This window comes from Agrococcus jejuensis (assembly GCF_007679035.1).
Taxonomy (GTDB): Bacteria; Actinomycetota; Actinomycetes; order Actinomycetales; family Microbacteriaceae; genus Agrococcus; species Agrococcus jejuensis_A.
This window is the reverse complement of record NZ_VEFR01000002.1, coordinates 218,491-236,996: the sequence shown is the minus strand read 5'-3', so window position 1 is coordinate 236,996 and position 18,506 is coordinate 218,491. Positions and strand designations below refer to the sequence as shown.

General features: G+C 73.7%; 20 protein-coding genes and 1 tRNA gene. 13 read left to right on the top strand and 8 right to left on the bottom strand.

The genetic code is table 11. The features are described from left to right. Window positions 1-238: 238 nt before the first annotated feature. The gene (locus FS793_RS08105; RefSeq protein ID WP_144720002.1) at window positions 239-784 is read right to left on the bottom strand and encodes a sigma-70 family RNA polymerase sigma factor; all 546 of its coding nucleotides are present in this window, start codon (window positions 782-784) and stop codon (window positions 239-241) included. A gap of 129 nt (window positions 785-913) precedes the next feature. Continuing rightward, window positions 914-2,866 carry an Hsp70 family protein gene (locus FS793_RS08100; RefSeq protein ID WP_260980117.1) on the bottom strand — a complete coding sequence of 651 codons (1,953 nt, stop codon included), beginning with the start codon at window positions 2,864-2,866 and terminating at the stop codon, window positions 914-916. Window positions 2,867-2,998: 132 nt separating this feature from the next. On the opposite strand from FS793_RS08100, the gene FS793_RS08095 reads away from it, so the two are divergent. Together FS793_RS08095 and FS793_RS08090 are read left to right on the top strand one after the other, a co-directional pair. After that, the gene (locus FS793_RS08095) at window positions 2,999-3,670 is read left to right on the top strand and encodes a response regulator transcription factor (RefSeq protein WP_144720000.1); all 672 of its coding nucleotides are present in this window, start codon (window positions 2,999-3,001) and stop codon (window positions 3,668-3,670) included. Further along, on the top strand, window positions 3,667-5,421 hold the full coding sequence (locus FS793_RS08090; RefSeq protein WP_144719999.1) for a hypothetical protein: 1,755 nt from the start codon (window positions 3,667-3,669) through the stop codon (window positions 5,419-5,421). The genes FS793_RS08095 and FS793_RS08090 overlap by 4 nt, the downstream gene beginning before the upstream one ends. A gap of 3 nt (window positions 5,422-5,424) precedes the next feature. Here FS793_RS08090 and FS793_RS08085 read toward each other — a convergent pair whose 3' ends face one another. Continuing rightward, window positions 5,425-6,372 (bottom strand): sensor histidine kinase, encoded by a 948-nt coding sequence (locus FS793_RS08085; protein WP_144719998.1) that lies wholly within the window; start codon window positions 6,370-6,372, stop codon window positions 5,425-5,427. 241 nt (window positions 6,373-6,613) lie between these two features. Here FS793_RS08085 and FS793_RS08080 point away from each other — a divergent pair, with 241 nt between their 5' ends. From FS793_RS08080 to FS793_RS08055, 5 genes are all read left to right on the top strand, one after another. Further along, window positions 6,614-7,114 (top strand): amino-acid N-acetyltransferase, encoded by a 501-nt coding sequence (locus FS793_RS08080; protein ID WP_144719997.1) that lies wholly within the window; start codon window positions 6,614-6,616, stop codon window positions 7,112-7,114. Between the two features lie 27 nt (window positions 7,115-7,141). Further along, the gene (locus FS793_RS16175; protein ID WP_186329393.1) at window positions 7,142-7,819 is read left to right on the top strand and encodes a hypothetical protein; all 678 of its coding nucleotides are present in this window, start codon (window positions 7,142-7,144) and stop codon (window positions 7,817-7,819) included. 107 nt (window positions 7,820-7,926) lie between these two features. After that, entirely contained in the window at window positions 7,927-8,241 is a 315-nt protein-coding gene (locus FS793_RS08065) for a hypothetical protein (RefSeq protein WP_144719994.1), read from the top strand. 285 nt (window positions 8,242-8,526) lie between these two features. Next, window positions 8,527-9,924, top strand: a complete 1,398-nt coding sequence (locus FS793_RS08060; protein WP_144719993.1) for a flavin monoamine oxidase family protein — start codon at window positions 8,527-8,529, stop codon at window positions 9,922-9,924. Beyond that, on the top strand, window positions 9,921-11,465 hold the full coding sequence (locus tag FS793_RS08055; protein ID WP_186329451.1) for an APC family permease: 1,545 nt from the start codon (window positions 9,921-9,923) through the stop codon (window positions 11,463-11,465). Before FS793_RS08060 ends, FS793_RS08055 begins: the two co-directional genes overlap by 4 nt. A 291-nt stretch (window positions 11,466-11,756) precedes the next feature. Here the strand turns inward: FS793_RS08055 and radA are convergent, their stop codons facing one another. Then, the gene (gene radA / locus FS793_RS08050) at window positions 11,757-13,112 is read right to left on the bottom strand and encodes a DNA repair protein RadA (protein ID WP_144719991.1); all 1,356 of its coding nucleotides are present in this window, start codon (window positions 13,110-13,112) and stop codon (window positions 11,757-11,759) included. A gap of 60 nt (window positions 13,113-13,172) precedes the next feature. On the opposite strand from radA, the gene FS793_RS08045 reads away from it, so the two are divergent. The 4 genes from FS793_RS08045 to FS793_RS08030 all read left to right on the top strand — a co-directional run bounded on the left by FS793_RS08045 (window position 13,173) and on the right by FS793_RS08030 (window position 14,889). Further along, the gene (locus FS793_RS08045; protein WP_144719990.1) at window positions 13,173-13,568 is read left to right on the top strand and encodes a VOC family protein; all 396 of its coding nucleotides are present in this window, start codon (window positions 13,173-13,175) and stop codon (window positions 13,566-13,568) included. A 68-nt stretch (window positions 13,569-13,636) separates the two neighbouring features. Then, window positions 13,637-14,194: a GNAT family N-acetyltransferase gene (locus tag FS793_RS08040; protein ID WP_144719989.1), complete on the top strand. Its 558-nt coding sequence runs from the start codon at window positions 13,637-13,639 to the stop codon at window positions 14,192-14,194. Beyond that, on the top strand, window positions 14,191-14,742 hold the full coding sequence (locus tag FS793_RS08035) for a GNAT family N-acetyltransferase (RefSeq protein WP_144719988.1): 552 nt from the start codon (window positions 14,191-14,193) through the stop codon (window positions 14,740-14,742). Before FS793_RS08040 ends, FS793_RS08035 begins: the two co-directional genes overlap by 4 nt. Window positions 14,743-14,798: 56 nt before the next feature. Beyond that, window positions 14,799-14,889: transfer RNA gene (locus FS793_RS08030), tRNA-Ser, on the top strand. Between the two features lie 56 nt (window positions 14,890-14,945). Here FS793_RS08030 and FS793_RS08025 read toward each other — a convergent pair. The 4 genes from FS793_RS08025 to FS793_RS08010 form a co-directional block, all read right to left on the bottom strand. After that, window positions 14,946-15,275, bottom strand: coding sequence for a hypothetical protein (locus FS793_RS08025; protein ID WP_144719987.1), 330 nt, complete (start codon window positions 15,273-15,275; stop codon window positions 14,946-14,948). A gap of 124 nt (window positions 15,276-15,399) precedes the next feature. After that, window positions 15,400-15,759, bottom strand: coding sequence for a hypothetical protein (locus FS793_RS08020; protein ID WP_144719986.1), 360 nt, complete (start codon window positions 15,757-15,759; stop codon window positions 15,400-15,402). 28 nt (window positions 15,760-15,787) lie between these two features. Further along, window positions 15,788-16,180, bottom strand: coding sequence for an SHOCT domain-containing protein (locus FS793_RS08015; protein WP_144719985.1), 393 nt, complete (start codon window positions 16,178-16,180; stop codon window positions 15,788-15,790). A 57-nt stretch (window positions 16,181-16,237) separates the two neighbouring features. Then, the gene (locus tag FS793_RS08010; protein ID WP_144719984.1) at window positions 16,238-16,762 is read right to left on the bottom strand and encodes a metallophosphoesterase family protein; all 525 of its coding nucleotides are present in this window, start codon (window positions 16,760-16,762) and stop codon (window positions 16,238-16,240) included. A 40-nt stretch (window positions 16,763-16,802) separates the two neighbouring features. On the opposite strand from FS793_RS08010, the gene FS793_RS08005 reads away from it, so the two are divergent. Further along, window positions 16,803-17,819, top strand: a complete 1,017-nt coding sequence (locus tag FS793_RS08005) for a GNAT family N-acetyltransferase (RefSeq protein WP_186329392.1) — start codon at window positions 16,803-16,805, stop codon at window positions 17,817-17,819. Continuing rightward, window positions 17,816-18,505, top strand: a complete 690-nt coding sequence (locus tag FS793_RS08000) for a LysR family transcriptional regulator substrate-binding protein (RefSeq protein WP_222123717.1) — start codon at window positions 17,816-17,818, stop codon at window positions 18,503-18,505. The genes FS793_RS08005 and FS793_RS08000 overlap by 4 nt, the downstream gene beginning before the upstream one ends. The last annotated feature ends 1 nt before the right edge of the window (window position 18,506 follow it).

The window sequence follows — 18,506 nt, the reverse complement described above, 5'->3', positions numbered from 1 at the left end:
CCGAGGAGGTCCGATCTCCCCAGGACCGATCCTCGAGGTGCGAGCCCGAAGGGCGAGCCTCGAGCGGATCCATCCGAGGTCCTCGGTGGGACCCTTCGAGGCTCGCACCTCAGGGAGCGTCTCCCGGGCCGGACCCGAGGACCGCCCGCAGCGAGCCTCGAAGCGAGCCCACCGGCGACGACCGCGACGATGCCCGCCAGGCCGAGCCTGGCGGGCATCCGTCTCGAGCGAGCAGGCGTCAGGCGGCCAGCGCCGCGCCGCCCTGCGTCCGCATCGTGCGCAGGGCGTGGAACACGCGGCTCTTCACGGTGCCCACCGGCACGCCGAGCCGCGCGGCGGCGGCGGCGGCCGTCTGGTCGGAGAGGTACACCTCGGCGAGGGTCGAGCGGTGGATGGGCGAGACGTGCGCGAGCAGCTCGGTCACGAGCACGCGGTCCTCGACCTCGCGCGCCGGGTCGTCGAGCGACGCTGCGCGCTCCTCGTCGAACTGGGTCCAGGCGATCTCCGTGGGGCGGGAGCGACGGGCGCGGTGCTGGTCCATGGCGACGTTGTGGGCGACGCGCGTGAGCCAGCCGCGCACGGATCCCTGCTGCTCGGTGAGACGGTCGAGGTGGCGCCATGCGCGCAGCAGGGTCTCCTGCGCGACGTCCTCCGCCGCGGCGACGTCGCCGCCCATGAGTCGCGTCGCGTAGCGCACGAGCCCCGGTCGGTGCTCGGCGACCAGCGCGTCGAACGCCCTGGTGTCCTGGGTGCTGGTCCTGGTCGGTGCTGCGGCGATGGCCATGAGCGCGTCCTTCCCGTCGGTCGACGTCTCTCTCGATCGTCCGACCGCGCGAAGGCGGTGTCTCTGGGCTCATCCCCCCGCTCGGGCTGTCATCCCGACGCCGCGGGTAGGGGTGTCCCTACCTCGCCGTCATGGCCCGCAGCGCACCGCCGTCGGGTCGGCGCCCGCCAGGTTCTCCCAGCGGATCTCGCGGAACGTCATGTCGACGTCGCCCGAGCCGAGGGCGAGGAAGGGGGTGTCGACGGACTCGGGGAGCAGGCCGGATGCCGTGAAGCACTCGACGGGGATGATGACGTGGGTCGTCTCGCCCTGAGCGACGTTCGCGATGACGCTCGTCACGTCGACGGAGCCGCCGCACGGGTAGCCGCAGTGCGTCGCGATCTCGAGGTGGTCGGCCGTGCCCGCGTTGAGCGTGACGTCGAACACGAGCGCGCCGTCGTCGTCGGCGATCTCGCCGAGGTCGAGCGGGTCGCCGAGGGTCTGCGCGTAGAACTGCGCCGGGCCGCCGCTCGTCCACAGTGCCCGCAGGCCGCCGTCGGACTGCGTGAGCGTGAGGTTCGGCCTGATCGCCTCGCCGTCGACGAAGGGCGTGAGCCCCCAGACGCCCGAGGGGTCGGCCGACTGCACGAACAGGTCGAGCCCCGTGGTCGAGCTGCCGCCCGTGAACACGGGCGATGCGACGGTCGCCTCCGCCTCGTCCTGCGCGCTCGCGGGCACGGGCGCGGCCGTGGCGGTGACGGTGGGCGGCACGCTCGGCTCGGTGCTCGACTCGGACTGGACGTTGGCGTCGGGCGCCGCCGTGTCGGGGTCGCCGTCGCGACCGAGCATGGCGCCCACGACGATCGCTCCGGCGACGAGCGCGGCGACCGCGGCACCGGCGACGAGCGCGTACCCGCGGGGGATGCGCAGCCGTCGAGGCCCGCGCGGGGCCGTCGGCGCCGAGCCGGGCACGGGGGCGGGCGATGCGATGACCGGCGTGGCGACGGAAGCGGCGGCGGCATCGCCGTCGATGGCGAGCGCCGAGGCGGCGATCGCGCGAGCCCGCTCTGCCGCGCCGAGCGCCACGGTGAACTTGGGGTGGTGCGTCGCGGCGACGGGCCTGCCGATGCTCGCGACCTCCTCGGCGACGAGCGGGATGCGCGACGAGCCCCCGGCGAGGATGACGGTCGAGACGGCGTCGGCATCGATGCCGGCCGAGTGGATCGTGCGCAGCAGGGCGGCGACCGCGAGGCCGACGGCGGGGCGGATGCTGCGCTCGAGGTCGGCGCGCATGATCGTGATGGGGTGGTCGGCGTCGTCGAACGGCAGACGCACCACCGTCTCCTCCCGCACCGACAGCGCCTCCTTCGCGAGCGTGCAGGCCTCGTCGATCGCCGCGAGCGTCGCGGCCTCGTCGGGCTTCGCGGCGTCGAGGGCCGAGATGCGCCCGCCGACGCGCTGGTCGAGCAGGCCGCGGATGGCGTCGTCGAAGTCGTCGCCGCCGAGGTGCTCCACGCCCTCGGGGGTGCCGAGCACCTCGAGGCCATCGGCGCCCATCCGCAGCACCGTCGCGTCGAAGGTGCGGCCGCCGAGGTCGAAGACGGCGACGATCGCGCCGTCGTCGAGCGGGCGATCGCGCGACACCGACGTCGCGGTCGCGACGGGCTCCGTGACGATCTCGTCGACCGCGACGCCGGAGAGCTCGGCGATCTGCGCGAACTGCTCGCGGCGGTACGGGCCCCATGCCGCCGGGCACGTGAGCACGACGTGCGCGGGCGCCTCGCCCTGCAGCTCCGTGATGCGCGCGACGACGTCGCGCAGCTGCGCCGCCATGAGCGCCTCCGGGGCGAAGCCCACGCCGCCGACGATGATCGGCGTCGGGTCGCCGAGGCGCCGCTTGAAGCCGCGCACGAGCCTCGTCGGGTCGTCGGCGGCGGCGTCGAGCGCGGCCTGGCCGGTGAGGATCGTGCCGTCGGCGGCGCAGAGGGCGACCGACGGCTCCACGAGCACCGGCGACAGCTGTGCGGCGCGCGTGCCCAGGTCGTCGCCGATCGCGACCGCGAGCGAGGTCGTGCCGAGGTCTACGCCGATCGAATATCGCATGGGTCCCACGGAGCAGACGATAGACGACCGATGTGACGCGATGTGGTCGCGCTCGCGGCCGGAGGCCCCCATAGGCTGACCTTCGGGCCCGCGGCCGCGGGCATGCGAGGGCTGTGGAGGAAGGCGGGTGCGATGCGGGTCGCGATCGCCGACGACGGCACGCTCTTCCGCGAGGGCCTCGTCATGCTGCTCGACGCCGCCGGCCACGAGGTCGTCGCGGCGCTCGACGACGGCGACCAGCTGCTCGCGACGCTCGCCGAGCACGACGTCGACATCGCCGTGCTCGACATCCGCATGCCGCCGGGCGAGGAGGGCGGGCTCTCGACGGCCGCGCGGATCCGCGCCCAGCATCCGCAGGTCGGCCTGCTGCTGCTGTCGCACTACGCCGAGTCGCACTACCTGCGCACGATGCTGTCGATCGGCACCGAGGGCATCGGCTACCGACTGAAGGAGCGCATCGCGAGCGTGCAGATGCTCAACGACACCCTCGAGCGCATCCTCGCGCGCGAGATCGTCATCGAACCCGTGCTCGCGTCGCGGCTCGTCGAGATCGGCGAGCACCGCGACGGCGTGATCGGAGCGCTCGGCGAACGCGAGCTCGACGTGCTGCGCCTCATGGCCGAGGGGCGTGCGAATCGTTCGATCGCCGAGGAGCTCTTCGTGTCGGTGAAGGCCGTCGAGAAGCACGTCGCGTCGCTGTTCGTGAAGCTCGGCATCCCCGACGACGCGACGATGCACCATCGCAGGGTGCTCGCCGTGCTCAGCTACCTGCAGGCGCAGAAGGTCGACGGCTCGGGCCGATGACGGCGCAGGCAGTCGCGCGCGACGTCGTCGAGGTGCTGGCGACGACCCCGCGCGAGGCGCTGCCGCACGCGCTGCTCGAGAACCTCGCACGCGGCCTCGCGGTGCGCGGGGGAGCGGCACCGCAGCTGCGGCTGCTGCGCCGCTTCGCCGACGGCCACCACCAGCAGATCGCCGCGTGGATGGAGGAGGGGGCGGCGCAGTCGCACGCCGAGCCCGCGCGGCATCCGGTTCCGGGCGTGGGCGTGCTCGAGATCCGGCCCGCGCCCGATCTCGGGCCCGCGCGGCGCCGACGCCTGCTCGACGAGACGTGCGCCTGGCTCGGTGCCACCGTGCGCGCCGCGCGCAGCATGCGCACGCTCGAGCGCGCGCGCCGCGACGCGCTGCAGCGCGAGACGGATGCCGAGCGCGCGCAGGTGCGCGCCGCGCGGGTGCGCGAGGGCGAGCGCATCCGCCTCGTCGAGACCATCACGACGGCGACGGTGCACGACCTCGCCGGGCTGCGCGAGATGCTCGCGCAGCCCGTGGATGCGCTCGAGTGGCCGGCGATCCACGCGTTCGCCGATCGGCTCATCGCCGATCTCCGCGACGCCGTGCGCGGGGTGTTCCCCGCGATGCTGCCCGATCGCGGCGTCGAGGAGACGCTGCGCGAGCTCGCCGCCGCGTTGCCCGTGCCCGTCGACGTCGTCGGCGACCTGGGGCGCCGCGCCGGCTGGGACATCGAGTCGGGCTTCTACCACGCGGTCGCGGGCACGCTCACGGCGCTCGCGCGCGCCGGCGCCTCCGCCACGGTCGCGCTGCACCACGGGGCCGCGCTCGTCGCGACGGTCGCGAGCGCGACGCCCGTCGACGGGCCAGCCGTCGCGCGCACCCTCGTCGCCGACGCCGAGCGCATCGCGTCGCTCGGCGGCGAGCTCGTCGCGCGGGTGCTCGACGGCGGCGCCGCCGTCGAGGTGACCGTGACGATGCCCGACCGCAGCGAGGTGACGTCGCTGCCGATCGGCAACCGGCAGATCGCGGCGCGCCCCGTGCACGGCAGGGTCGCGACGCTCGTCGAGGTCGCGAGGCTGCCCGACGACGAGCGCGAGACGTGCCGCGACGAGCTCGTCGCGCCGATCGTGCTGCTCGTCGTGCAGGGGCCGCTGCCTGCGCCCATGCCGGGCGTGCAGGCGGTGCTGTGCGATGCGGCGCCCGACGTGGCGCTCGCCGACGAGATCCGCGTGCCCGACGGCCGCTGGGGCGCCGTCGACGCCGTGGTGTGCGCCCTCGCGCCCCGACCCGGCTTCGCGCAGCGCCTCCGGCCCGGCCAGCTGCTGTTCCGCGACGGCGTCGCACCCGCGGAGGCGGTCGCGGCGCTCGCGGCGCGGGCGCCCGTGCTCGCCGCCCGCCGCGTGCTCGAGCGGCTCGCCGAGCACGCCGCCGACGACGGCGACGCCGACCTGCGATGGCAGATCGACGAGGTGCGAGCGGGTGCGCACGAGCTCGTCGAGGACGTGCTGCTCGACGAGCTCGCGCGCGGCGAGGCGCCGGCGATCGTCGACGCGTCCGCCGCCCGGCTCGCGGGCGCCGACGGTGGCGAGCCGCGCACGCGCCTGGGGCTGCCGCCCGACGCTCCGCAGGAGCGCGTGCACGCCGCAGCCCTCGAGGCCGTCGAGCACTGGCAGCGCGTCGGCGCCCGGCCGGGCCTCGGCAGCGCCGGCCGCAGAGCCGTCGAGGTGCTCGAGCGCAGCGCCGTCGGCCTGCTCGTGCGCTGAGGCTCAGTACGGCACGGACGCGGTGACGGTCGTGCCCTCGCCGGGCGCCGAGCGCACCTCGAGGGTGCCGTCGATCGCCTCGATCCGATCCGCGAGGTACGACAGGCCGCCCACGTCGTCGCCGACGACGAAGCCCGGCCCGTCGTCGCGCACCTCGACGAGCGCCCGTTCGGCGTCGAGTCGCGCCTCGACGACGATCGTCGCGCCGGGCGCGTGCTTGTGCGCGTTGCTCACCGCCTCGAGCGCCAGGTAGTACAGCGCCGACTCGACGGCCGGCATGAGCCTGGGGATGTCGGCCCGCACGACGACGTCGGTCGCCTCGAGCGCGCGCAGGGCGCCGCGCAGGCCCGTGGTCGCGAGCGACTTCGGCAGCACGCCGCGTGCCGTCGAGATGAGCAGCTCCTCGGCGGCATCGAGCTGCGCGCCGAGCGCCACGATGCGCGCCTCGGCGTCGGGCTGGTCGCGGCGGTGGTCGGCGAGCGCGAGCGCCATGCGCAACGCGACGAGGTGGTGCTGGGCGCCGTCATGCAGGTCGCGCTCGAGCCTCCTGCGCTCGTGCTCCATGTCGGCGGATGCGCGCCACCGCACGTCGTCGATGCGGCCCACGGCCTCCTGCTGGCGACGACGCGCGTGCCACGTGGCGTCCTCGGCCGCGTAGGGCGTGAGCAGCAGCAGCAGCGGCTGCCACGCCTCCGGCGACGGCATGACGTGCGCCGGCGCGACGGTCGCGACGACGTCGGGACTCGTGCCGAGCACGAGCGTCGCCTCCTCGGCGTGCGCGGGGGCGTCGTGCGCGCTCCAGCTGAGCGCCTTCGTGCCGAGGCGCAGCTCGCAGCGATCGGCGCCGATGGCCTCGCCGACGATGCCGACGAGCGTCGACGGCGGCGGGGGCGTGTCGGATGCGACGAGCACGGCGGTGAGGGCGGCCCCCACCCGGTCGACGACGCGCATGCGGCGACGCTAGCAGCCGGGTGTGCTCCGCTCGCGCCATCGTCGAGGACGCTGTCGTCCCGGCTGGTCGAGGAGTGCGCGAGCCCATCGGCGAGCCCGCGTCACGAGACCACGCGATCGCCGCTCCCGCCGCGCCGTGCACATGGTCGCGTCGCGCGGGCACGTCACGAAGGGCGGGGCCTCCTCGACCAGCCGGCGCCCGTGTCCAGCACCGCATCCCACCGGGGCTAGCGTTGATGGCATGTCCGCAGTCGCCGTCCGCCAGGCCCGCACGGGCGACGTCCGCGCCATGCGCGACCTCATCGAGCCGTACGTGCAGCGACGCATCCTGCTCGGCAAGGAGCTCGTGACGCTCTTCGAGGCGGTGCAGGAGTTCGTGGTCGCCGAGGTCGACGGCCGCGTCGTCGGCTGCGGTGCGCTGCACGTCATGTGGGAGGACCTCGGCGAGATCCGCACGATCGCCGTCACCGACGACGTGCACGGCAAGGGCGTCGGCCACGTCATCCTCGAGGCCCTGCAGACGCGCGCCGCAGACCTGGGCCTGTCGCGCCTGTTCTGCCTCACCTTCGAGACCGACTTCTTCGGCCGCCACGGCTTCCAGGCGATCGCGGAGGAGATCGTGCCGCCCGACGTGTTCCAGCAGCTGCTGCGCTCGAACGACGACGGCATCGCCGAGTTCCTCGACCTGGCGCACGTGAAGCAGAACACGCTCGGCAACACCCGCATGGTGAAGCGGCTCTAGAAGCCGGTCGCCGCCTACCCTTGGCTGGTGACGACGGATCGGGAGCGCAGGCGGCGGCAGGCCGTCGCACGTCGACGTCGCACGCTCGCGATGCTGGCGCTGCTGGCCGTCGCGGCCCTCGTGGTCATCGCGCTCATGTGGCGTCCGTGGGATGCGACGGGCGAGGCCTCCGCCGATCCCGCGCCGAGCGCATCCACGCCGCCCTCCGCGTCGCCCTCGGCCTCGCCGACGCCGAGCCCCAGCCCGTCGGCGTCGCAGCAGTACACGCCGATCGGCGGCATCCCCGAGGAGGGCGACGGCTCGGCCGCGTGCACGCCCGAGCAGCTGCTCATCACGCCGATCACGGATGCCGTGACGTACGCGACGGGGCAGCAGGTGCAGATGTCGTTCCAGATCCAGAACGTGTCGGCCGACCCCTGCAGGCTCAACGTCGGCACGACGCAGCAGTCGTACCAGGTGCGCACGGGCGACCAGGTCGTCTACCGCTCCGACGACTGCCCGGTCGACGAGGTCGACCAGATCGTCGAGCTCGCGCCGGGCGTGCCGCAGCGCACGCTGCCGGTCACGTGGGACCGCACGGCCTCGTCGCCCGAGACGTGCGCCTCGCCCCGCGAGCAGGTCGTCGGCGGCGGCGCGAGCTACCACCTGTCGATCACGGTCTCGGGCGTCGCGAGCGCGTCGGAGCAGCAGGTCATCCTCTACTAGGTCGCGTCGTCGGCGCACGCGCAGGGCCGCTCGAGGCGCCCGCAGCACGAATGGTGACGATCTGTCAACGCTGCGCGCGGATCGCGCTCGTTCGGCAGTCTCGTCCCATGGAGAAGACGTTCCTCGGGGTGGCCTGGGTCATGACCCTCGTGACGAGCGTCGTGCTGCTCGTCATCGCGACCGTCGCCGTCGTCGTGGCCGTCGCCGCGCCCGCAGGTGCTCCCGCCCAGATCGACGCGTGGCGCGGCGCGCTCATCTGCATCGTGTCGCTCATCGGCTCGTCCACGTTGCTCGCGGCGCTCACCCTCGCGCGACTGCGTCGCGGCGAGGAGCTCGTCGTCGTCGAGGCGGGCGCCGAGGAGGCGCAGCCCGCGGTCGTGACGATCGTCGCGGAGCCGGACCGCACCGTTCGCCCGCTCTAGCGCAGCGGCGACGGCCCCTGCGGCCGTGGCCGAGGCCCGTGGTCTCGCGGGCGAGGGTCGGGCTGCAGCCGCTCGAGCAGCCCGTCGACGGGCGATGAGGGAGCCGAGCAGCGCGCCGACGTCGATGCTCATCCTGCGGCCTCCTCGGTCGAATCGCTCCACGCTCGAGTCGCCATCTGCGACCGCCGTGGATACGGATTCGGTGGTCGCCCATGCCTGGGACTACCGAATCCGTCGGTATCGGGCGTATGCTGCCACGACATCCATCGTGAAGGAGCATCTCGGATGAGCGATCCGCAGCAGGTCGAGACCGTCGAGGCCGACGTCGTCGTGATCGGAGCCGGCGTCGCCGGGCTCTCCGCCGCCACGAGGCTCGTCGAGGCGGGGCACGAGGTCGTCGTGCTCGAGGCCCGCGACCGCGTCGGCGGTCGCCTCTGGACCGACACGATCGACGGCGCGATGCTCGAGCTCGGCGGCCAGTGGGTGTCGCCCGACCAGGACGCGCTGCTCGAGACGCTCGAGACGCTCGGGCTCGAGACCTTCTCGCGATACCGCGACGGCGACTCCGTCTACGTCGACGAGTCGGGCGAGCGCATCCGCTTCACCGGCGAGCAGCTGCCCGTGCCCGCGGGCACCGTCGCCGAGATGGAGCGCCTCACGGTGCTGCTCGACGAGCTCGTCGCCGAGATCGGCGCCGACGCCCCCTGGGCGCACCCGAGGGCGCGCGAGCTCGACACCGTCTCGTTCTCGGAGTGGCTCGCGCAGCAGTCCGACGACGCGGTCGCTCGCCGCCACATCTCCCTCTTCATCGGCGAGGCGATGCTCACGAAGCCCGCCCACGCCTTCTCGGCACTGCAGGCCGTGCTCATGGCCGCATCCGCGGGCTCGTTCTCGAACCTCGTCGACTCGGAGTTCATCCTCGACAAGCGCGTCGTCGGCGGCCTGCAGATGGTGCCGCTCACCCTCGCCGCGAACCTCGGCGACCGCGTGCGCACCGGCACCCCCGTGCGCCGCCTCGAGCACTCCGACGCCGGCGTCGTCGTGACGTCGGACCGCGTCGTCGTGCGCGCCCGCCGCGCCATCGTGGCCATGCCGCCGAACCTCTTCGGCCGCATCGACTACCAGCCGCCGCTGCCGCGCCGCCAGCACCAGCTGCACCAGCATCTGTCGCTCGGCCTCGTCATCAAGGTCCACGCCGTCTACGAGACGCCGTTCTGGCGCGCCGACGGCCTGTCGGGCACCGCCTTCAGCCCGTACCGCCTCGTGCACGAGGCGTACGACAACACGAACCACGAGGATGCCCGCGGCACCCTCGTCGGCTTCGTCTCCGATGAGCACGCCGACGGCGTCTTCGCGCTGCCGGCCGAGGAGCGCAAGGCGCGCATCCTCGCTGACCTCGCCGAGTACTACGGCCCCGAGGCCGCGAACCCCGTCGTCTACTACGAGTCCGACTGGGGCACCGAGGAGTGGACCCGCGGCGCGTACGGCGCCTCGTACGACCTCGGCGGCCTGAGCCGCTACGGCGCCGATCAGCGCACGCCCGTCGGCCCCATCCACTGGGCATGCTCCGACTTCGCCGGCCTCGGCTTCCAGCACGTCGACGGCGGCATCCGCTCCGGCTGGGCCGCAGCGGCCGACGTCGCAGCAGCCCTCGCCTCGAGCTCGGCGGGCGTCGGCTCGTGAGCGGGCAGATCGCGGCGCAGAAGGTCGCCCAGAAGGGCCTCGCCAAGGGCTCGGTCGGCCTCATCGGCGCGGTCGTCATCGGCATCTCGTGCATCGCCCCCGCGTACACGCTCACGGCGGCGCTCGGGCCCACGGTGTCGGCGGTCGGCTCGCAGGCGCCCGCGATCATCCTGCTCGGCTTCATCCCGATGCTGCTCGTCGCGTTCGGCTACCGCGAGCTCAACTCGGTCATCCCCGACTCCGGCACGTCGTTCACGTGGGCGACGCGCGCCTTCGGGCCCTACGTGGGGTGGATGGCCGGCTGGGGGCTCATCGCCGCGACGATCCTCGTGCTGTCGAACCTCGCCGGCATCGCCGTCGACTTCCTGTACCTGCTCATCGCGCAGGTCACGGGTGCGTCCGACGTCGCGGCGCTCGCGACGAACCCGCTCGTCAACGTCATCACGTGCCTCGCGTTCATGGCCGGCGCGACCTTCATCGCGTACCGCGACATGCAGACGACGCAGCGCGTGCAGTACGTGCTCGTGGGCTTCCAGGTGCTCGTGCTCGTCGTCTTCGCCATCGCGGCCCTGGTGCACGTCGCCAACGGCACCGCCTTCGACGCGACGCCCGTGTCGCTGTCGTGGTTCGACCCGTTCGCCGTCGACTCGGTCTCGGCGCTCGTCGCCGGGCTGTCGCTGTCGATCTTCATCTTCTGGGGCTGGGACGTCACCCTGACGATGAACGAGGAGACGAAGGACCCCGAGAGGACCCCGGGCCGCGCCGCGACCATCACCGTCGTCATCATCGTCGCGCTCTACCTGCTGCTGACGATGGGGCTCCTCGCGTTCGCGGGCACGGGCGAGGGCGAGTTCGGCCTCGGCAACCCCGACATCCAGGACAACGTCTTCTTCGCGCTCGCTGGCCCCATCCTCGGCCCGCTCGCGGCGTTCGTCTCGCTCGCGGTGCTGTCGTCGTCGGCGGCGTCGCTGCAGTCGACGTTCGTGTCGCCCGCGCGCACCCTGCTCGCGATGGGCCACTACGGCGCGCTGCCGTCGCGGTTCGCCGAGGTGTCGCGCTTCAAGACGCCCGGATTCGCGACGCTCGTCGCTGCCATCGTCGCCTCGGCGTTCTACGCCGTCATGCGCTTCGTGAGCGAGAACGTGCTGTGGGACACCATCACCGCCCTCGGCATGATGATCTGCTTCTACTACGGCCTCACGGCGTTCGCGACGGTCTGGTACTTCCGCACCACCTGGTTCGCGTCGCTGCGCAACGTCTGCTTCCAGCTCGTGTTCCCGCTCGTCGGCGGCGTCGTGCTGGGCGTCCTGTTCGTGACGACGCTCATCGACTCGATGGATCCCGACTACGGCTCGGGCTCGTCGATCGGCGGCCTCGGGCTCGTGTTCGTGCTCGGCGTCGTCGTGCTCGTGCTCGGCGCGATCGTCATGGTGGTGCAGCGCATCCGCGAGCCGGGGTTCTTCCGAGGGCAGACGCTCGACGCCGGCACCGCCACCGGCATGATCGACACGGAGGTCACAGCCCGCGGCGTGCAGGATTGAGTCGTCTCGAGGAGCGGGTCGGCTCCTCGGGCACCGGGCCACGGCCCCGCAGCGATCTCCCATCGCGCGGGCGCCGTGGCCCACTCTCGTGCGGCGCGGTTGCGTTTCGCAGGCGATTCCGCCTCTCGAGGGGAATCTTCCCTCCAGACCCGGGATCGCCTGCGAAGCGCACGGACTCGGATGGCCGTGGATGCGTTTCGCAGGCGATTCGGCGAGCCGAGGGGAATGCTCCCTTGGAGGCCGGGATCGCCTGCGAAACGCGAACGGGCGCCTCGGCGCCCGCGCCGCGCGTCAGAACTCGCGCACCCCGGCGGGCTGCCGCAGCGCATCCGACAGCAGCGTGATCGTCTCGACGGCGCCGCGCAGATGCACGGCGGAGTCGTCGAGCACGTGCTCGTAGCCGAGGCGGCGCGCCTCGGCCACGCGCTTCGACGATGCGGAGGCGGGGCGGATCTCGCCGGCGAGCGACAGCTCGCCCACGGCGACGAGGCGCGCCGGCAGCGGCACGTCGCGCACCGACGACACGATGGCGAGGGCGATCGCCAGGTCGACGCCCGGCTCGTGCAGTCGCATGCCTCCGACGGTCGACACGTAGACGTCGCGCTCGCCGAGCTTGAGGCCGACGCGCTTCTCGAGCACGGCGAGGAGCATCGCGACGCGCGACGAGTCGACGCCGTTCACGACGCGGCGCGGGTTCGGCGCGGTGGAGGTGACGGTGAGCGCCTGGATCTCGACGGGGATCGCACGGCGACCCTCGAGCGCGACCGTCACGCACGAGCCCGAGTCGGGAGCCGTCTGACGCGAGAGGAAGAGGCCGGAGGGGTCGGGCACCTCGGCGATGCCCTCGCCGGTCATCTCGAAGCAGCCGATCTCGTCGGTCGGGCCGAAGCGGTTCTTCGTCGCGCGCACGAACCGCAGCGCCGTCTGCCGGTCGCCGTCGAAGTGCGTCACGACGTCGACGAGGTGCTCGAGCACGCGCGGGCCGGCGATCGTGCCGTCCTTCGTGACGTGGCCGACGAGCAGCACGGGGATGCCGGTGGTCTTGGCGAGGCGCGTGAGCGCGTTCGCGACGTCGCGCACCTGGCTCGGGCCACCTGCGATGGCGTCGTTGTCGGCGTTCGCGACGGTCTGCACGGAGTCGACGATCACGAGGTCGGGCTCGACGGCGGCGATCTGGCCCATGATCTGCGCGAGGTCGGTCTCGGCGATGAGGAAGAGCCGATCGTGCAGGGCACCCGTGCGCTCCGCGCGCAGTCGCACCTGCGCCACCGACTCCTCGGCGCTCGCGTAGAGCACCGTGCGCCCCGACTGGGCGGCGCGGCTCGCGACCTCGAGCAGCAGCGTCGACTTGCCGACGCCGGGCTCGCCCGAGCACAGCACCGCGGCGCCGGGCACGATGCCACCGCCGAGCACGCGGTCGAACTCGCCGATGCCGGTCGCCCAGCGCGGGGCATCCGACACGTCGATCTCGGTGATGGGGCGGGCGACGCGCGAGGCGGGGATGCTCGCCGCCCGCACGCGCTCGGCAGCGCGGGCGCCGACCTCCTCGACCGTGCCCCACTGCTGGCACTCGCCGCAGCGGCCGACCCACTTCGCGGTCTGCCAGCCGCACTCGGAGCAGCGGAAGCGCGCGTCGGTCTTGGCCATGCTCCCGACGGTACCCGCCGCCGCCCACGGCACCCGACCGGCCGAGCGTAGGGTGGCCGCATGCTCGTCGTCGGCTCGATCGTGATCCGGGTGAGCGACCTGCCCGGGCAGCTCGTCTTCTGGACCGCAGCGCTCGACTACGTCGCTCGCGAGCCCGTCGGCGACGACTTCGCGCTGCTGCACTCGCGCTCGGGGGCCGGCCCGAACGTCTCGCTCGACGCGGTGCCCAGCGAGCGGGCGCTGCCTCCCCGCATCCACCTCGACCTCTACGCCGAGGATCAGGAGGCCGAGGTCGCCAGGCTCCAGGGCCTCGGCGCCAGCGTCGTGCCCTGGGATCGACGGCCCGACGACGCGGACTACGTCATCATGCAGGACCCCGAGGGCAACCGGTTCTGCGTCGTCGACGCCGCCGGCTGGCACGGGTTCGAGTGGCACCGCGTCGTGCCGCTGGCGTGAGCGTCGACCGGTGCGGCACTCGTCGCGCGCACCGAGCACGTCCAGCGCTCGGCGGCTAGCGTCGACGGATGGCTGCTCCGCTCCCCGTCACCGTGCGCACCGCGACCGTCGACGACGCCCGCGCCATCGCGATCGTGCAGGTCGAGACGTGGCGCGCCGCGTACGCCGACCTCATGCCCGAGGCGCTGCTGCGACGCATGGACGTCGACCGCAACGCCGTGCGCCGCGCCGAGACGTGGGCCCAGCGGCATCGCGACCCGAAGGTCGTCGACCTCGTCGCAGAGCGCGACGGCGACGTCGTGGGCTGGGCGAGCGTCGGCCCCACCGACCAGGACGACCTGCCGGGCTTCGGCCAGCTCTTCGCCATCTACGCGCTCGCGGCCACGTGGTCGTCGGGCGTCGGCCGCGCGCTCGTCCACGAGGCCGAGCAGCGTCTGCGCGACGCGGGCTTCGAGCGTGCGTGCCTGTACGTGCTCGACGGCAACGATCGGGCCGCGGACTTCTACGAGCGGCACGGCTGGCGCGAGGACGGCCACACGTGGATCGACGAGCGCTTCGGCTACGGGGGCGTGCTGGTGCCGCTGCTCGAGCACCGCCGCGTCCGAGAGCTGGGGGAGGCGCCGTGACGATCGCGATCCGCGACGCGACGACCGCCGACGCCGCGGCCGTCGCACGCATCCACGTCACCGCATGGCAGCACGCCTATGCGGGCCTCATCCACCGGCCGGTGCTCGACGCGCTCGACGTCGCCGATCGCACGGCGGGCTGGACCCGGTGGCTCGAGCGCTCGCTCGCGGGCGAGGGCACCGACGGCGACGTGCGCCACGCCATGGTCGTCGCCGAGCGCGACGGCGAGGTCATGGGCTGGGCGACGTTCGGTCCCGCACGCCTGCCGGAGCGGGAGGGATGGGGCGAGCTCGCCGGATGCTACGTCGACCCGCGCGCGACGCGCTCGGGCATCGGCCGTGCGATGGTCGCCGAGGTCGAGGCGCGGCTGACGGCAGCCGGGTTCGAGCGCGCCTACCTGTGGGTGCTCGAGGGCAACGTGCCGGCCGAGCAGGCGTACTCGCGGTACGGCTGGGAGCCCGACGGGGCGACGCTCGACGACCCCGACACCGATCCCACGCGCGTCCTCGTCGACCACGCGCGCGTGCGGATCCTGGCCGAGCGCTGACGGGCCGCGCCGCCTCGTTTTGGGAGCGGGGCCTCGACGTGTGTATCCTCGACGGCGGTGACGTGTCCGAGCGGCCGAAGGTGCAACTCTCGAAAAGTTGTGTGGAGTAACCCTCCACCGTGGGTTCAAATCCCACCGTCACCGCCAGCGAGAAGCCCCGACCAGATGGTCGGGGCTTCCGTCATGTCCGGGGTCGGTGCGGGTCAGACGCCGAGCTCGTCGAGCGCGTCCTCGAGGGTGTCGATCGCGTCGGAGGGCTCCTCGCCGTCCTCGGGCACCACGAGCACGCCGTAGCCGTCGTCGACCGGCACGATCATGCCCACGACCTCGCCGCCGACGAGCACCTCGAGCGCGGCGTCCGCGCGGCCGCCGTCGAGCGTGAACGACGAGGCCTCGTCGTCGTCGCCGCTCGCGGCCGCCTCGTAGGTGGCCTCGGCCTCGGGGGCTCGCAGCAGCACGTCGGTGCCGCGGTGGTCGATCTGGAGCGCGGTCTGGGCGACCGCCTCCACGAATGCGTCGTCCAGGTCGGTCATGCGTCCACTCTCTCGCGACGGCGGGCGTGGCCGCCACCGCCGCACCGAGCGATGCTGAGCAGGCGTTGGAGTGCGATGTGCGCGCGAGCGCTCGCCCAGCATCACGTCGCGTCAGCCTCGAGGGTCAGCGCACCCCGTCGGGGTCGTCGCCCAGCAGCGCCCGACGGGCGCGCTCGCGCTCGGAGGCGTCGATGCGGCCGGCGGCGAAGGCGTCGTCGATCTCGGCGAGCCGCTGCTTGAGGGGCGCATCGTCGGGTGCCGCGGGCGAGGGCGGACCGGGCAGCGGCGTCTGCGCCGACGGCTGCGACCACGGGCGCGGCGGCAGCGGGGGAGCGCCGTCCTGCAGCTCGCGGTTGCGGCGCATCGCGGCGATCATGCTCACGACGCCGACGAGAGCCGCGGCGACGACCACGACGGCGATGGCGATGCGTGCCCAGCCGGGCAGGCCCGAGAAGGTCAGGGCGGTCAGCGGCAGGTGCAGCATGCCTCCACGGCACGCGGCGGCGTGCGGGTCACGCGTCTCCGAGGATGCGCGCCCTCGTCGCGGCGTGCTCGGCATCGTCGATGACGCCGCGCGCGTGCAGGTCGTCGACGTGCGCGAGACGCTCCTCGACGGTCGCATCCGCCGTGGACGCAGCCGCGCCGTCGGCCTCGCTCGACGGGTCCGGCGTCGTCAGCCGACCCGTCGCCATGCGGTCGGCGATGTCGGCGTCGATCGTCATCGGGTCGTGGCCGAGCTCGCGCATGCGTCGACCGCGACGCACGACGCCGACGACCACGACGACGAAGCCGACGAGCACGACGGCACCGACGACGAGGAAGAGGACGGGGAACCACGCGCCCATGCCGTCGAGGGGCGACGTCGGCACGGACGGCGGCGTCGGGGTGGGGAATGCGGGATCCATCCGTCCACGCTAGGCAGGTGGACCCGCCATGACACCCGATTGCCAGGGGATTCGCACCTACCGCTCCCGCGGCGTCTCCACGAGCTCGACGTCGCGCAGCGCGCCGCCGTCGACCGTGAGCGTCATGACGGTGCCGACCGGCTGCCTGCGGCGATCGGTGGGGGAGCCAGGGTTCAGCAGCCGCAGCCCGGAGGGGGTCGTGGAGTCCCAGGGGATGTGCGAGTGACCGAACACGAGCACATCCGCCGGGTCGTCGGAGGCGGGGCCGAAGCGCTCGTCGGCGCGGCGCTCGCGACCCGCGGAGGCGCCCGTCTCGTGGATCGCCGCGAACCGCACGCCCTCCACCTCGACGCGAGCGACCTCCCCGAGTCGCCGCCACAGCTCGGGGCCGTCGTTGTTGCCGGCGACGCCGACGAGGCGCGCAGCGCGCGCCTCGAGGGCGTCGAGGGTCGCGACGTCGATCCAGTCGCCGGCGTGCACGACGACGTCGGCGGCATCCACGAGCGCCCACACCTGCTCCTGCAGCGCCTTCGCGCGGCTGGGCAGGTGCGTGTCCGACAGCAGCAGCATGCGCGTGGCCATGCGGCCAGTCTGGTGGGTGCGCGCCCGTAGGCTCGATGCCATGAGCACGGCCCCGATCTCCGCACGCGTCCCCGACCTCGGCGAGCCCGGGCTGCCGGACTCGGTCGCGGGCGTCGCATGGCGACGCCCGACCGTCGCGGATGCGCCCGCGATGCACGCCGCCTACAACCTCTCCGGCCGCGTCGACCACCCCGAGTTCCAGGTGCCGCTGCAGGAGATCGTCGACGACTTCGAGGCGAGCCACGTCGACGTCGCGCGCGACCTCGTGGTGGGCGAGCGCGACGGCGCGATCGTGGCGATCGGGTCGGCGATGCTGCCGGACGGGCAGACCGACGTGCGCCGCGTGTTCCTCGGCGGCACGGTCGTGCCCGAGGCGCGGCGCCAGGGCATCGGCGCGGCGCTGCTCGCGTGGGAGGAGCGGCGCGCGGCCGAGCGCCTGCGCGCGCACGGCGACTCCGAGCTGCCGGCGCAGATCCACTCGTGGGCCGGGTCCGAGACGTCGGCCGTGCCGTTCATGACGGGCACCGGGTACGCGATCGTCCGCTACTTCACCGACCTGCACCGCGACCTGTCGCAGCCGATCGAGCCGCTCGACGACGGCGGCCTCACGATCGTGCCGTTCACCCCCGACCTGTTCGAGGCCGGCCGCATCGCCCGCAACGACGCCTTCCGCGACCACTGGGGCTCGCAGCCGACGACGGTCGAGCGCTGGGGCCGCTTCACCGGGCGCGACGTGCTGCGCCCCGACCTGTCGGCCGTCGCCGTCGAGGGCGACCGCATCGTCGGCTTCTGCCTCGCCGAGCACGACCCCGACGACGCCGCGGTCGCCGGCTACTCGTCGGTGTACGTCGCCCTCGTGGGCGTCGTGCGCGACCACCGCGGCCGGGGCATCGCGCCCCGCCTGCTCACGCGCACGCTCGAGGCGGCACGCGATGCGGGGCTCGAGCGCGCCGTGCTCGACGTCGACTCCGAGTCGCCCACCGGCGCCGTCGGCCTCTACGAGCGCCTCGGCTTCACGACCGCGAAGCAGTCGGTCGTGCTGGAGCGCGCCTGGTGAGCCCCAAGGGGCGCGCGCCGCGGCCCGCCCGACCCGGGCGGCCGACGGGCAAGCGCGCCCAGGGCACGGGCGGCGCCGCCGCGAGGCGCGGCACGCCCGCGAAGCCCGCGCGCCGCGCGCCCGAGGCGACGCCCGCACCCGCGCCCGTGCCGCTCGAGCCGTTCCGGCTCACCTACGTCGAGGGCGCAACGCCCGCGAAGTGGATCCGCGCGTGGATCGATCGCATGCCGCAGCGTCTCGAGCACGAGCTCGTGACGGGGGAGCAGCAGCTCGATGCGCTGCGCGCCGGCGAGGCGGATGCCGCGATCGTGCGCCTGCCGATCGACGACGACGGCCTGCACGTCGTGCGGCTCTACGACGAGCGCGCATTCGTCGTCGTGCCCCAGGAGCACGCGGCGGCCGAGCTCGACTCGGTCGTGGCGGCCGACCTCGTCGGAGAGTCGACGATCGAGCGCGGCACCATGACGTGGTCCGAGCTCGTCGAGGTCGTCGCGTCGTGTGCGGGCATCGCGATCATGCCTCAGTCGCTCGCCCGCCTGCATCAGCGCCGCGACGTCGCATCCCTGCCCGTCGACGACCTGCCGCCGACGACGATCGCGCTCGTCTGGCGGCACGAGCGCGACGGCGACGACGTGCAGGCGCTCGTCGCGATCACGCGAGGCCGCTCGGCCCGCTCCTCGCGGTAGG